Source organism: Streptomyces sp. 8N706 (assembly GCF_052245415.1).
GTDB lineage: Bacteria > Actinomycetota > Actinomycetes > Streptomycetales > Streptomycetaceae > Streptomyces.
In genome coordinates, this window is sequence record NZ_JBQQBW010000018.1 from 48,839 (window position 1) to 63,190 (window position 14,352).

General features: G+C 70.6%; 12 protein-coding genes. 3 read left to right on the forward strand and 9 right to left on the reverse strand.

Going from position 1 to position 14,352, the window contains the following annotated elements:
* Positions 1–229 precede the first annotated feature (229 nt).
* Positions 230–1,384 carry an AAA family ATPase gene (locus ACTWQE_RS09935; RefSeq protein ID WP_443328485.1) on the reverse strand — a complete coding sequence of 385 codons (1,155 nt, stop codon included), beginning with the start codon at positions 1,382–1,384 and terminating at the stop codon, positions 230–232.
* Between the two features lie 74 nt (positions 1,385–1,458).
* On the reverse strand, positions 1,459–1,854 hold the full coding sequence (locus tag ACTWQE_RS09940) for a cell division protein SepF (protein ID WP_443328486.1): 396 nt from the start codon (positions 1,852–1,854) through the stop codon (positions 1,459–1,461).
* A gap of 429 nt (positions 1,855–2,283) precedes the next feature.
* Between ACTWQE_RS09940 and ACTWQE_RS09945 the strand changes: the two genes are divergently transcribed.
* Positions 2,284–3,267 (forward strand): NAD-dependent epimerase/dehydratase family protein, encoded by a 984-nt coding sequence (locus tag ACTWQE_RS09945; protein WP_443328525.1) that lies wholly within the window; start codon positions 2,284–2,286, stop codon positions 3,265–3,267.
* A 199-nt stretch (positions 3,268–3,466) separates the two neighbouring features.
* Here the strand turns inward: ACTWQE_RS09945 and ACTWQE_RS09950 are convergent, their stop codons facing one another.
* Entirely contained in the window at positions 3,467–4,372 is a 906-nt protein-coding gene (locus ACTWQE_RS09950) for a polysaccharide deacetylase family protein (protein ID WP_443328487.1), read from the reverse strand.
* Between the two features lie 621 nt (positions 4,373–4,993).
* The gene (locus ACTWQE_RS09955) at positions 4,994–6,247 is read right to left on the reverse strand and encodes an MFS transporter (RefSeq protein ID WP_443328488.1); all 1,254 of its coding nucleotides are present in this window, start codon (positions 6,245–6,247) and stop codon (positions 4,994–4,996) included.
* A 241-nt stretch (positions 6,248–6,488) separates the two neighbouring features.
* On the opposite strand from ACTWQE_RS09955, the gene ACTWQE_RS09960 reads away from it, so the two are divergent.
* Positions 6,489–7,109 carry a cyclodeaminase/cyclohydrolase family protein gene (locus ACTWQE_RS09960; RefSeq protein WP_443328489.1) on the forward strand — a complete coding sequence of 207 codons (621 nt, stop codon included), beginning with the start codon at positions 6,489–6,491 and terminating at the stop codon, positions 7,107–7,109.
* Positions 7,106–7,948 carry a bifunctional 5,10-methylenetetrahydrofolate dehydrogenase/5,10-methenyltetrahydrofolate cyclohydrolase gene (locus ACTWQE_RS09965; RefSeq protein WP_443328490.1) on the forward strand — a complete coding sequence of 281 codons (843 nt, stop codon included), beginning with the start codon at positions 7,106–7,108 and terminating at the stop codon, positions 7,946–7,948. The genes ACTWQE_RS09960 and ACTWQE_RS09965 overlap by 4 nt, the downstream gene beginning before the upstream one ends.
* A 270-nt stretch (positions 7,949–8,218) precedes the next feature.
* Here the strand turns inward: ACTWQE_RS09965 and ACTWQE_RS09970 are convergent, their stop codons facing one another.
* From ACTWQE_RS09970 to ACTWQE_RS09990, 5 genes are all read right to left on the reverse strand, one after another.
* On the reverse strand, positions 8,219–9,025 hold the full coding sequence (locus ACTWQE_RS09970; RefSeq protein ID WP_443328491.1) for a DUF6801 domain-containing protein: 807 nt from the start codon (positions 9,023–9,025) through the stop codon (positions 8,219–8,221).
* A gap of 301 nt (positions 9,026–9,326) precedes the next feature.
* The gene (locus ACTWQE_RS09975; RefSeq protein WP_443328492.1) at positions 9,327–12,050 is read right to left on the reverse strand and encodes an NACHT domain-containing protein; all 2,724 of its coding nucleotides are present in this window, start codon (positions 12,048–12,050) and stop codon (positions 9,327–9,329) included.
* A gap of 47 nt (positions 12,051–12,097) precedes the next feature.
* Positions 12,098–12,409: a trypco2 family protein gene (locus tag ACTWQE_RS09980; protein ID WP_443328493.1), complete on the reverse strand. Its 312-nt coding sequence runs from the start codon at positions 12,407–12,409 to the stop codon at positions 12,098–12,100.
* Between the two features lie 608 nt (positions 12,410–13,017).
* The gene (locus tag ACTWQE_RS09985; RefSeq protein WP_443328494.1) at positions 13,018–13,485 is read right to left on the reverse strand and encodes a DUF3574 domain-containing protein; all 468 of its coding nucleotides are present in this window, start codon (positions 13,483–13,485) and stop codon (positions 13,018–13,020) included.
* Positions 13,482–14,333 (reverse strand): hypothetical protein, encoded by an 852-nt coding sequence (locus ACTWQE_RS09990; RefSeq protein ID WP_443328495.1) that lies wholly within the window; start codon positions 14,331–14,333, stop codon positions 13,482–13,484. Before ACTWQE_RS09990 ends, ACTWQE_RS09985 begins: the two co-directional genes overlap by 4 nt.
* Positions 14,334–14,352 lie beyond the last annotated feature (19 nt).

Here is a 14,352-nt window from a genome sequence, read left to right on the forward strand (position 1 = left end):
CACCCCCGCAGCGTCCCCGGATCCAGGCCCCGTGTGGCCCACGCGTCCGGCCCCCGCAGCGTTCCCCGGTCCGGGGCCCGAGTCGTCCACGCGTCCCACCCCCGCAGCGTCCCCGCGTCCGCGCCCCGGGGCCTTCCCGGGGCCGGTCTCAAGAGCGGTTCCGCGGGCGGACTCAGGGCCGTTCGCAAGGCCGTTCCCAGGGCCGTTCCTGGGGCCCTCCGGGCCGTTCTCAACAGCGTCGTTCACACCCCAGGTCTACCACCGACACCCCGGCCACACCGGCGGCGGCCGCCCCGTCCTGCACCGCCCCGACCAGCCGCACATGCCCGCGTTGCCCCATCCGTACCGCCAGCTCCAGCAGTTCGTACACCTGCCTCCGGTCCAGACAGCGGTCCAAGCCGTCCGCGAGCACCGTCAGCGCCTGCCGGGCCGGCAGCACCTCGGCCACCGGTTCCATCTCCAGCACGCCGGGGCCGGTCAACAGCACCAGGGCCAGCGCCAGATACCGCAACTCCCCGTCGCCCAGCCGCCCGAGGGGCGTGACCCCGAGCGCTCCCCGGTCCAGTACGGCCCGTACGGTCCCGTCGGCGAGATCCTCGGCCGCCAGATCCTCCACCACGCCCACACACCCCGTACGCGCCGCGGCGACCAGGGCCGCGTGCCGGGTGACGCACTCCGTGCGGGTCCGCCGCAGCACCTCCGCCAGATTGCCGCAGCCGCCCTGGAGCCTGCCCGCCCCGACGGCGACCGGCGTCCGCATCCGCTCCGGCTGCGGGTCGCAGGCGAAGACGGAGCGCAGCGCGACGACGGCCTGTTCGGCCGCGGCCAGCACGAGCCGCTGCCCCGCGGTCTTGCCCGCGACCCGCAACGGCAGCAGCGCGGTGCCCAGCCGGTCGTCCGGCAGGGGTGCCCGCGTCACCGGTACGGCACCGGCGGTGTGCCAGGCGGCCTGGACCGTACGGCGGGCCGGATCGCGCAGCGCGGTGGACAGCAGGACCTGCCCGCCCAGGGTCAATCTCTCGCCCACCACGCGCAGTTCCGGCTCGGCCTGGACGGCGAGATCGAGCCGTACCGCGCCCACGGGACCGTCCACGGTGCAGCCGATCCGGAACCCGCGCCGCCGCTGGGCGTCGGGCTTGGCCTGCTCGGGCACACAGGCCGGTGCATCGTCGAACACGTCGTCGAGCACATCGCCGCCACCGAGCCGGGCCAGCGCCGTACAGGCCTGTAAGGCAGTGGACTTGCCGCTGCCGCTCGGTCCGGCGAACACGGTCATCGGACTCAGCGGGAAGACGGCGCCGCGGTGCGACTTGTAGGAGGAGAGTCGCAGTTCGGTCAGGGCCGGGCGGTCCGCGGTTCCGGCACACGCACTGTTGGGATCCATGATCGGACCGTATGCAGTGTCCGGTCGGCTGAACCGTTCCGCCGTAACGCCCTTCCTACGATCGAGTTACCTGATCAATCCAGTGCGCCGGCCCGCGCCCCGAGCCGCGGCTGCTCGACCTCGGTGCCCGCCGGGGTCAGCAGGAAGACATTCGTGTCGACACGGTGCATCTTCGCGTTCAGACCGAAGGCGACTCCGCTGGCGAAGTCGAGGATGCGTTTGGCGACATCCGCATCCGAACCCGTCAGATCGAGCAGCACCGGGACCTGTCCCATGAGGTACTCCCCGACCTCGCGGGCGTCGGCGAAGCACTGCACCCGGATCACGACGAAGCGCCGCAGGTCCTGGCCGCGCCGCTGGTCCGGAAGGGTGCGGTGACCGGACCAGGAGGGCCAGGCGTCGCCCCCGCGCAGGGGAACGACCTCGGCGAGCCCTTCCCACTGCTCATCGGTCACGTCTCGCCGGTTCACCGGACCTCCCCGCAGGTGAGCTGGCTGGATATCAGCATCCCGCCAGCCTAGTGATAACCACACCGAGATCGGGCGGAGCGACACAAGTCTCGCGCACCGCAGGTGTGATGAGGACCATCACGGGGGTGACCGGCGGACGACGACACCATGACACGGCACGCCCCGTGGCCCCCTTCCACGACGGCCGCCCCCGGACAAGCCTCCCTGTCCGAGCGGGCCCCCGGCCTCCCGGGCTTCCCGGTGGACGCCCCATCTCACGGAACGCCGTCCGGCCGCGAGGGGGCCAAGGGTGCTTCGACTTCCGTTCCGGGCGGTTCCGATTCCTTTCCGGGCGATTCCGATTCCGCTCCTGGCGATTCCGCTGTCAGCGTGCTGCCGTTCTCCCGGCGGCGACCGGCGGGCACAGTCACAGCCATGAGACGACTACTGATGTTGGGCGGGACGGAGTTCGTCGGTCGTGCCGTCACCGATGCCGCGCTGGAGCATGGATGGCAGGTGACGGTCTTCCACCGAGGGCACCATGAACCACCGCCCGGTGTGACCGCCGTGCGGGGCGACCGCACGGCGGCGGACGGCCTGGCGGCCCTGGAGCGGGGCGGCGAGTGGGACGCCGTCGTCGACACCTGGACGGGGGCGCCCGCGGCCGTACGGGACTCGGCCCGGTTGCTGGCCGGCCGGGCCGGACACTACGTCTATGTGTCGAGCCGGTCCGTGCACCCCTTCCCGTGCGCGGCGGGTCTCGCCGAGGACGGCCCGCTGGTGGACGCCTCCCCCGACGACGGCGGCGAGGCCGACTATCCGCGGGCCAAGCGGGGCGGCGAACTGGCCGTATCGGAGGCCTTCGGTGACCGGGCTCTGCTGGCACGGGCGGGACTGGTCCTGGGGCCCCGGGAGAACATCGGACGACTGCCCTGGTGGCTGCTGCGGATCGCCCGGGGCGGCCCGGTGCCGGCGCCGGGACCGCACGGCCTGGAGCTCCAGTACATCGACGCCCGTGACCTCGCCCGCTGGATCCTGCACGCCGTCGAACGCGGGCTCGGCGGCCCCTTCAACGTCGTCAGCCCTCCGGGACACACCACCATGGGTGAGTTGCTGGAGACATGTGTGCAGGTCACGGGCGCCGACGCCGAGTTGCGCTGGATCGCCCCCGAACGCGTCCTCGCCGCCGACGTCCGGCCCTGGACCGATCTGCCGATCTGGATACCGCCGGGCGGGGATCACGACACGATGCACCGCGGGGATGTTGCCAAGGCGGTCTCCGCGGGGCTGCGCTGCCGCCCTGTCGCGGAGACGGTGGCCGATACGTGGTCCTGGCTGCGGGAGTTGGACGGGGAGCCGCCGCTACGGCCCGACCGTCCCCGGGTCGGACTGTCGCCGGAGGGGGAAGCGGAGCTTCTGGAATCTGTGCTCTGAACCGCGGGCGCCGCACGCCGATTTGACGCGCGATCAGGCAGCCCGAGGGATCGCAACGAGGAGGAAGCCGCAGGGTCCGGCCGTGGCGGAGGCCTGACCTACCGCTGTCAGGGGTCCGGACTCACGCACAGGACGGCGGACGTCAGTCCTGCTCCTCCGCGTGCCTGTGCCGGGCCCCTCACGGTCGGGGGCGGTCGGGCTACGGGGTGGCTGTGCTCAGCAGCGTGCGCAGGTCCGTGATCTCGTACCCCCGGGCCTGGATGGCGTCGATGAGCCGGGGCAGTGCCTGGGCATCGAGGACGGTTCCACCGCCGTCGGGCGCGCCGACGTGCATCTGGACGATCTCGCCCGGTGTCAGGGCGTCCAGCGCCCGAGCGACGACCGTGTCGGCACTCATGCCTCCGGCAGTTCCGAGGTAGCCGTTGGTGTCCGCGGTGAACTCGATGTCCGCGAATCCCAGTGCGTTGACGTCCGCGATCCTCTCCGGGCTGGTCTCGCTGTAGGGGAAGCGGAAGAACGGCAGCGGCACCGCCCCGGTCGCCTCACGGATCGCCCGGTCCGCCTCCAGCACCTCCTGCCGCGCCCCCTCACTGCTGAGGTCGTCGAACCGCGGATGGCTGTAGGAGTGGTTGCCGATCCCGTGCTCCGCCGCCATCGCCCGGGCCACCGAGGGGTGAGCGTCGGCGAACTGCCCGGTCAGGAAGAACGTGGCAGGTACTTTCCGCTCGCGCAGGACCTTCAGGACCGTATCCACTCCGGCGCCGTTCCATGCCGCGTTGAACGTCAGCGCGACCACCCGTCGCGTGGTGGGAATCCTCCGGACGTCCGTACCGAACAGTTCGTCGGCCGGAACGGGATCCGCCGTGCCGCTCGGCTGCGCGACCGCGCCGGAATCCGCCGCCGTGCGCACCATGGAAGCGGCGGCCGCGGGGGGGTGCGCGCCGGCCGGGAGGAGTACGGCTCCCAGGACGACAGCGGCGGTAGCGGCGGCCGGCAGGCTGCTGATGGCCCTCGGCCCACGGGCACGGATGAGGCTTGTGCCGACCGCGACCGCGGTCGAAGCAGCAGCCGAGGCCCGCGAGGCCAGGGAAACAAAACGTCTCATACTCAGCCAAATTACCCGCCCGATGCGCGAAGTGGCCCGCCACCGTGGTGCTGCCGGGCCGCTCCGTGCCCACGCGCGGCAGGGACCGGCAGGGGCCAGGGGGCGGCACGTGACGGTTCCGAACGGAACGCGCCTGGGCGCCGGTACTCGTATCCGCCCGGGGCCGTTTGCCGCCGTACGGAGGGCACTTGGGCCCCGGCCGCCTGCGGCGCGAGCCGTATGAGGAGCCCCGTCGGCTCGGGCGGCAGGATGGCCCCGAGGCGGCCGATACCGCCGCCTCGGCCGTCGTCCGGCACTACGGCCAGTCGGGTGACCGCGGCCGTCGGGCCCTCATCGGTGCCCCTCACGGGTGGGAATTCGAAGATGCGCCGGTGGGCCGGATCCCGTAGGCCGCAGACCGGATCGCGTCCGTCGCGCCGGACCTCGTCGGGGGCGTACCCGGGGCTCGCCTGGGCGCCCCCCAGGGTCGCCTGGGCGTACGGAGCTCGTCGGGCCGTACCGGAGCCTCGTCGGGGCGCGCCGGGCCGTACGTCGTCGGGGCGCGCCGGGCCGTACGGGGCGCGCCGACCGTTGGCCATGGCCGCGTTCCGGCTCGGGTGCCGCCGACGGATCCGACGTCCATCACTCGCGCCGCGGAAGAGCAGGCGGCTCAGCGACGCTGCGCGGCTGAACTCGGCCACCCACTCCAGCGGGTACGTCGTCGGAGCCCATCCGGGTCTTCGGGCGGTCCGCACTCGGCACCGGTATCAGCATCGCCGCCACCGCGGCCATGGCACCGGCCACCAGGAACCCCCAGGTGTAGCCGGACAGCGAAATGAGCCCTCCGAGCAGCGGAGGAGTGATCGACGCGGTGAGATTCTGCCCGGTGTTCTGGATCCCCATCGCCCGTCCGGACCACGCCCGCCCCGCCAGCTCCGCGGTGGCCGTGAACGCGAGGCCGTTCGTACTCGCCGTGATGCCGCACGCGACGACCAGGGCAATGTCGGTCGCCGGCGAGGGCCAGGCCGTACCCAGCGCGGTCAGCACCATCATGGCCACGATGCCCAGCGCCAACTGACGCATCGGGCGCAACCGGCTTCCCACGCGGTCGGACCACCGGCCCGCGATGATGCGCGACAGGGCACCCAGGCATTGGGCCGCCGCGAGCAACTGCCCCGCGTGGACGGCGCTCCAGCCCCGCAGGTCCACCAACAGCACCAGGGCGAAGGCACCGGCGGTGAACTGCGGTACGCACAGGAGCGCGCTCGACGCATGGACGCGCCAGAGGGCCGGGTTCCGGTACGGGTTGCCGGACGGCGAGGTGTCCGCCGCAGGCTCCGGGCGGGGCGGGTCGGCCGCCAGCACTCGCACCAGAAGGGCCAGCAGTCCGCACAGAACCGCGGTGAAGACCACGGCTCCCCGTACGCCCCAGTGCCCGGCCAGCGGCGGCATGGCGAGGGCCGCGACCGCCATACCCAGGGGGGTCGACGTCTGCCGGATCCCCATCGCGAAGCCCCGCTCCCGCGCCGGGAACCACCCGACGACCAGACGTCCGCTCGCCGCGAACACCGAAGCCCCGCACGCCCCGGCGAGGGCGAACAGCGCACCCAGCACGACCATCCCGTGGACAGCGGAGGCACCCGCCAGGACGAGGGCCGAGGCGGACAGCCCCGAGGCGATGACACTCCGCTCGCCGTAGCGGTCGGCCAGGGCGCCCCAGGCGACGAGCGCGAGCACCAGACCCAGGGTCGGGCACGCGACAACGAGCCCGACCTCGGCGAGCGTCAGATGCTCATCCCGTCGCAAGGTGTCCGACATATAGGGGATCCCATAGACGAAAACGCACGCGACGGTCTGTGCGGCCGTCCCGAGAGCGAGCATGATCCAACGCCGCATGGGACCTCCTCGTTCGCCTGCCAACTCAGCGCAACTATGCCAGCCTTACCGACAGGTGAGACAGTCTGTCTCAATATTCGAGCAACGGAGGAGGGGGCCGGAGACGACGTTCCGCGCCGAGGTCCCGCGTCCGGTGAGGTGGCGGCAGGGCCACTGACGGGAACGTGAACACGCCCCGGGCCGGGCCTGGGAGGATGGCGGGGCGTTCGTGACGAACCACCGACCCGGAGGAAGACCGCCCATGCGCTCCGAGACCATCAGCGACTTTCTGGCCCGACTGGCCGATCGCGTACCAGCCCCCGGCGGAGGCGCCGCCGCGGCCCTGCACGCCGCCCAGGCCGCCGCCCTGCTGGGGATGGTCGCCCGCTACAGCACCGGGGACCGGTACGCCGAACACAAGCCGGTCATCGAGCGCATCATCGCCGCGACGGACCGGCTGCGCGCCACCGCTCTGCGTCTCGCGGAGGAGGACGCGGCGGCGTTCACCGCCGTCACGGACGCCTACAAGATGCCCAAGGACACCGACGAGGCGAAGGCGGCCCGCTCGGCCGCCATCGCGGAGGCCCTGGCCGGGGCGGGCAGGCCGCCGGCCGAGGTCATCGCCGTCGCCCAGGAGGCGGTCGCCCTCGCCGAGGAGCTGCTGCCCATCGGCAACCGCAACGTCATCACGGACATCGCCGCCGCCACCGAGGCCGCCCGTGCCGCGGCGACCACGGCCCGGGTCAATGTCGAGATCAACGTCGGCGGCATCAAGGACGAGAAGGTGCGCACGGAGCTGTCGGCCGAGGCCGCGAAAACCGACGACATCGCCGCCCGTGCCGAGCGGGTCACGGCGGCCGTACGCAAGGAGATCACCACGTGAGCGCCATTGCCCTGTCCGGCAAGGAACTTGCCGCCGCGATCCGGGCGGAGGCCGCCGAGCGGGCCGCCTCGCTGACCTCTGCCGGGACCCCGCCGAAGCTGTCGGTCGTCGTCGCGACCGCGGACGAGTCCAGCGCCTGGTACGTCCGGTCGATCGCCAGGGCGGCAGGGAAGGCCGGGGTCCTCTGCGACATCGTCGACCTCGGCCCCGAGGCCACCCCGGACGACATCCGAGCACGGCTGGCCGCACTCTCCGCCGACGCGAGCGTGCACGGCATCATGCTGCAGACGCCGCTTCCGGAGGGCGCGGTCCTCGAGGATCTGGCGGGCGCGATCGCCGTCGAGAAGGATGTCGACGGCGCCAACCCGCTGTCCCTGGGACGGCTCGCCGCCGGTCTCCCGGCGTTCGCTCCGGCGACCGCCGAGGCTGTCGTCCGGATCCTGGACGAACACCGGATCGAGCTGACCGGTCGGCACATCGCCGTGGTCGGCCGCTCCACGGTGGTCGGCAAGCCCGCCGCCCACCTGCTCCTCGACAGGAACGCCACGGTCACCGTCTGCCACTCGCGGACGAAGGACCTGGCGGCCGTCACCTCGGCGGCCGATGTGGTGGTGGCGGCGGTCGGCCGGGCCGGACTGCTCACCGCCGAGCACATCGCGCCCGGTGCGGTCGTGGTGGACGTGGGCACCAACCCGACCGAGGACGGCGGGCTGGCCGGCGATGTCGACACCGCTTCCGTCACCGCCAGGGCAGGCGCCCTGACGCCGGTGCCGGGCGGGGTGGGCCCGGTGACGACAGCGCTTCTGCTGCAGCACACCGTACGCGCCGCCGGTCGCTGAGCGCGCGGCCGCTGAGCCCGACGGCCCGGCGGCCGCTGAGCCGGACGGCCGGGCGCGGGAGCCTGGGCACGGCTGCCGGGCCCGGCTCCGACCTGGAGAGCGCGCGGATTTTCCGGCACAGCCGCCCGGCGCCGTCGGGCGGGCCTGAATCCCCTCGGCGGGTCGGCGGGCGCAAAGGACCGTCCATGAGTCCAGGAATTCCAGCACGCGTTCCGTTCCCTGGCGCCTCGGGCGGTGTGGGTGCGCGCGCCCCCGGAGAGTGGGAGAGGGTTACCTTACGCGTGATCGGAAGCGGAAGGCGGCGGCCACGGCAAGAGTGCCTAGGACAACAGCTCCTGCGGCCAGCGGGAGCAGACTCTTGATGCCCTGGCTGCCGGCCGTCGCCAGGCTGCCGGAGGAGGCGGTCGAGCCCTTCGTGGTCGCGCCCTCCCTCACACCTTCGCTCGGGTTCTGCGACAGAGTCGCGCCGGAGGTGGACGTATCAGTCGTCCCGGACGTGGCCCGGCCGGCCGTCGTTCTCGTCCCCGTGATGTCGAACAACGCCACGACGTTGTTCTGCCCGGCGTCCAGCCTGCACGGCACGTCGAGTTTGACAGTCATGACGCCGCTCGCGGTGACGCGCATGACGAGGTCACCGACGGTGATCTTCGCCCTGCCCGGCTGGCTGAAGGTGCGCGGCGGCGCGACGCCGGTCGCCTTGACCGAGAACGGTCCGGACGCCGGGACGTTGGTCCTGGCCACGTGGAATGGCACCCTGACGTCGCTGTCGCCCTCCGGCGCTGCCACGCGGACTTTCGCGTCCACTGTGCCTTCGATGGTCTTGATACCGGCCTTGCCCAGCCCCTTCGTGTCAGCCGCGTTCACCGGCAACGCCGCACGGATGACGAATTTCGGGGTGGGCTCGCCGACCGCGGTCGACCGCGGGATATCCGAGTGCATCATGACTGTGACGGGCCGGTCGTCGATCGCCGGAACTGAGCAGGTGTATCTCAGCGTGAGCGACACCGGGTCGGCGGCTGCGGGTCCGGCTCCGGGAACTCCCACAATTGCGCCCGCAACCCCTACAGCCGTCGTCAATCCTAAAGCTCTACGAGCCCCTGCACCGCTCAGGACGGCACGGGATGTCCCGCGCCGCTCAAGCAGGTTCTGGATCCACTTGTCAGGTGCCATCTCGATTCCCCCGTCAGGCATGTGGGTGTGTGGACAAGGATTGCACAATCCGCAGTGACGGGTCTGTTGAATCCGGGTCCAGCTCATCATCGGACCGACGGGGGGCCGGCGATGCCCTGCGTGGAATTGGTGGTGCCCATACCAGGGTTGCCGGGAGGGTCGACGTTCTGGCTGCAAGCAAGTCCCTGGTTGATCACGGCATACGAACTCATCGGGAGCCGACAGGTTGTTGGTCGCGGCGCGCCTGGAATGCATGAGCCAGGTGATCTTGGAGTTGAGCGTGGCGGAATTGGTAGACCGCACCGGCCTGGCGCAACACACCTCGCTCGCAGGCGTCTTCCAGGAAAGCGACCAGCGCCCAGGGCAACCGCCCGGTCAGCGGCAACCAAATACGCGATAGGGCCACCCACTGACCCCAAGCAGTCAAACTGAGCCCGTATCCGAGTCCGCACCCGAACGCGGCTACGAGCCCGAACACGAGCCCCGCCAGGAGCCCGTACACAGGCCCGGCCATGAGCCCGTTGACGACCCCGGCCAGGAGCCCGAACACGAGCGCCCACACGAGCAAATGGAAGACCACGTTCCTGCGGTTGATGTCCAACAGGTCGGAGGGGCTGACGGCAGATCTGATGTCAATGGGAACTTCGAGCCAGGCCATGAGTCCCAGCACCAGCCCGGCCCCGAGTCCGACCTGGGGCCCGAACACGAGCGCGCCCACGAGCCCGCCATCGAGCCCGTCCCCGAGCCCGAGCGGCTCGACCACGCACCTGTCCACGAGCACCAACACAAGCGCGGCCGGGAGCCCGAGTCCGAACCCGACCATGAATCGGGGGACGAACCTCGCACGCACCTTCCTGGTCCCGCCGAAGATCTGTATGCGCACGCGCGACGGCTCTGCCGCACCCCGGGATACGAACCCGTATACGAGCCCGAAGGCCAGCCCGGCCACGAGCCCGTGCAGGAGCCCCACCACGAGGCCCCGCACGAGCGCGAACTTGAGCCCGTGCGACGTCCCGATCAAGTCCACGGGCAGGTTCCCGACCCCGGTCGTCACCCCGAAGGCCAGTGCGGCCAGGGACCCGACCACGAGCATGCGTGAAGCACGGCTCATGGTGGTGCCCAGTTGCCACCAGGCGAGGTTGGGTGTGTCGAGTTGGTCCAGATGAGCGGCGAGGTAGCCGAGCCAGTGTTGGGCACGGTCAGGGTCCCAGTGCCGCCGGCGGCGACGGCCGGTGCCGCGGTCGGTCGGCGGGTGGTCGTAGGCGGTGGGGGTGAACGCGGCCAGGAGATGTTTCCGTAGGTCTTCGGGGGTTGCGGACCGGGCGGTTTTCAGCAGCTCTGCAGGGTCATGCCCGGGAGCGCCGCTGTAGACGGAGCGCGCCAGGGCGACCATCAGCGGGGTGGTGAGCACCGTGGCGACGTTCACCGCGTCCGGGCCAGGCGACGGTTTGCGCAGCTTGGCCAGGACGGGTTCCCATGCGGTGCTGTGCAGGCCGCCATCTCTGCCCGGACGGCTGGCGCGAGGCAGGTAGTCGGCGAGGTCGTCCGGAGTGAGGGCGTCCAGCTCGACGACGGCAGCGCCGGTGAGCACGGCGGTTTGCTTCACGGCTGCGGCGTATTCCGCAGAGCGGCTGGTGAGCAGCAGTGCCGTGGTGGTGTGGTTGAGCGCTTTGAGCGCTTTGCACTGCAGGCCGCTTGCGATCTCGTCGAACCCGTCGAGAACAGGCAGGATCCAGCCCGCGTCGACCAGGGCGCCGGCCAGATTCCCTCCGTGCGCGGCTGGGGCCGGGGCTGCCAGGCCGGCGTAGTCGCGCACCAGCTGACCGCACATCCAGTCGCGCAGCGAGATGGTGGTCGGGTCCCATGAACCCAGCCCGAAGATCACCGGTACGGGGTTGCCGGGGGCGCGGTCGCCCAGCCAGTCGAGCACGAAACGCAGGGTCAGAACCGTTTTGCCCGACCCGGCCGCACCGAGCACCACCAACCGACGGGACGGGACGGACCGGTACACGTCCAGGATCTGGTCGAGCCGGCCCGTCAGCGGAAGGGGGCCTGGGTCCGTCCCGGGCGGGGCTTGGCGGATGTTGGCCCAGTGATCGAACAGGCCCGTCTCGGCGGGCTGGAAGCGCACGGCGAGTGGGAACGGATGGTGCACCTGCCGCCGCTGCTCCTCCTTCTGCCACTGCTTCTCTACCTGGGAGGCGAGGTCCTCGGCCGCCTTCCGCCGCCACGGCGCGCCTCGAGCCGGCGGCGGTGGGGGCGGGGCGATGTCCTTGAAGATCAGGTCGACTCCGGCGTCCTTCAGCGTCGCCTCGAACCCGGGGCGGTCGGCGAGTCCAGCCATGGGAACGGCGGTGAGTTGGTTCGCCGGGTAGGCGCCAGAGCGGTCGGTGGTGAGCACGCCGATCAGCAGCGGGCCGCAGAAGAGGGCGGCCCCAGAACTCCCCGACCAGCCGGAGCCACCATCAAACGCGCTCGGCACGGCGCTTTGGTCCACATGGACCGTTATGAGGCCGGATTTGATACCGGTCAATGTCTCGACATGGCCGCGGATCTCTTTCGTGTCGCGTGTCCTGGCGCGCTGCTCCGCGTCGGGGAAGCCGACAGCCAGGCACGAGATCCGGTCCTGGCCGACGACACGCCCCCACCGTACGGGCGCACTGCCGGACGGCGGCCGCCATGTCGGGTCGGTGATGCGCAACAAGGCGGCGTCTGCACCCGGGGGCCGTGCTGGGCCCCCTTCCTGCGCCGGCCAGATGCGCTCGGCCGTCACCCACGCGGTGCCACCAAGCGGCCTGATCTCGATGCTGTGCGCGGGATCATCCGCGCATACGTTGTGGTGGGCCGTCAGGATGAGGTCGTCGGCGACGAGATAGCCGGTACCGGCCTTCCCCGCCGAGAACCAGACCTCCACGACCCGCTGCTTGTCCATCCCGCTCCCCCGAGTAGCCGCCCTGTGCCTGCGCTTGCCGCGTACGCCTACTCCGGGCGGGTTTCGGTGTGTGCGTTGATGGTGCTGTCCTCCCCCTTCTCGTCAACCGGCTGGAGGGTGAGCACGATGCGACTCATACGCCCCGTCGCATAGCCGCCCTTGGCTTCGGCACTCCAAGGCAGCACCATCACCTTCGCCCGAGCCTCGGCATCCTTCCTGACGTCCACGACGAATTCCATCTCCACCGGCCCGGTCTTGAACTGAATCTTCTTTCCATTGCCGGTCTCCATGGCCCGCTCCAGCTCTGAGCGGACGGCGCTGATCGCCTCAGCAAGCTCTGCCCACGGCTCCTGACTCATCCGTCCCCCTCGCCCCTAAACCTCGATCATCCAGAGTACGGGCAGCGAGTCGGGAGAGGTGATGGAAAGTGGGGAGACGGCGGGAGGTTCAACTGTTCGAACACTTAGTGATCTTGATTCCCGGGACAAACCCTCGGGGAGACGCGACGCCGCGGGCACGTGCATTTCCGGGCGGCCGCTCGCGGGGGTGTCGCAGGCCAGTGGCGGCAGGAGAGGTTCGATCAGGGTCCACTCGGCGCCGAAGGTTGCCCGGGAGATAGCGGGGACGGCGCATGACGATCCTTGGCTAGGAGCCGTGGTGGCTGCCCGCGGGGTAGCCACCACGGCTGGTCAGGCACTGGCGATGAGGAGACAGAACGTGGGAGGAGGCCGGGCACCAGGCTCCTCTCCCCAACCCGCCCGGGCACCCTCGGACATCACGCCGGCGTAGGCCCCGAGGCTACTCAGAACCGGGGAACAGGCACAGGTACTGAATGCAGGAGCCAGGAGCGTCGAAGAGCGTCACGGCAGTGCTCATTGCTCCGGTGTCCTCTGCACCGCAGTGGCCCATCGGATTTCACACGACGCGGAAGGAGACCGGGATTCAACCCAGGTGATGGGCTCGGCCCTCAGAAGTCCGCTGTTACCCCGGCATCCGCTCTGCCGACCGACTCCAGGCCGTACAGCCGCTTGTACGTATCGCGAATGAATTCGATGTCATTGTCCTTTCCCTCAGCAACGGTTCGCGGATAGAGCACGGTGAGCACATAGGAACGCTCACGGTTGATGGAGCCTTGGCGGTCCCGCCACTGACCACGGCCTTCCTGTAACGTGAACCCGGATGGGAAGCGTGGTGTGACGTATTGGCGGACGAACTCCATGAATTCGTCTTCGGTGATCGGCGGTGCACCGTCATGCCGACCGGTGCCGAGAAAGAGCTGTGTTTCCACGTACGGTTCGCCGACTTGGGGGGGCGACAGCACCGAAGCGTCTTGGTTCGCCGGCGTGCAGGCTGTGGTTGCGCCGGCACCGACAGCGGCGATGGCGGCGACGAAAGCGGTGAGGAGAAGACGCCGTAGGAAAGCCAGTCGTCTCATGCCATCTCCCGGAGCAGAAAGGCGAGGTGCCGCGCAGTGTCACGAGCACCACGCGGAACGCCGCGGCCCTGCTCGATGATCCGGGTCGTCCGCCCCAGGGAGCGCAGCGCACGCACGGAGCCGATGGTGGGAACGGTACCCATCAGAGAGGAAAGGGCCCTGTCGGCTTCCCGCCAGGCGGACCCCAGCGCCAGAACCCGAGCGAGCTCGCCGGCGAACAGCGCACGGTAGGCAGGCCCCTCGTCGGGATGTGAAGCCCGGTGCAGCAGCGTCGCCGAGTCCTCCAAGTCGCCCAACTCGGCCAGTACGAGCCCGTGGTGACCGTCGAGTTCCGTCTGGTCGAACCACCAGCACCACGCGGGATCGTGGTCGGAACGGTCCCTCATGAAAAGGTTCTGGGCAGTACGGAGGGAACTCAAAGCCTCTGTCCTCCGCTGGAGCCCGGCGAGCGCGCGGGAAGCCCGCACATGGAAAATCGCCGCCACGCGGTCCGGGATGTCCTTCCTGGCAAGGACGGACGAAGCGATCCGAAGAGACCGGCCCGGCCGACCGAGGTGCGCCTCTTGCATGCTCAACACAGCGAGGATCAGGGGCTCGATGGGGGCGGGCCCGTCCTTGCCATCTCGCGCCATGGCGAGTGCCCTCAGATGGAGACGGTGCGATGTTTCGTGTTCCTCGGCGTCGAAAAGAATCCACGCTGCGGCTTGTAACAACTCCGCGAGAGCCGCTCGCTCCCGGTCATGCACCGGGGAGGGGTGCCGTCCCACCTCTCTGATGACATCCATCACGGCGGGTACCGCCTGGCGGGCCCCGGACGCTACATCGAGCGTGATGAGCCTGGCGGTCATGGCGGCAATTTCCGTTGCG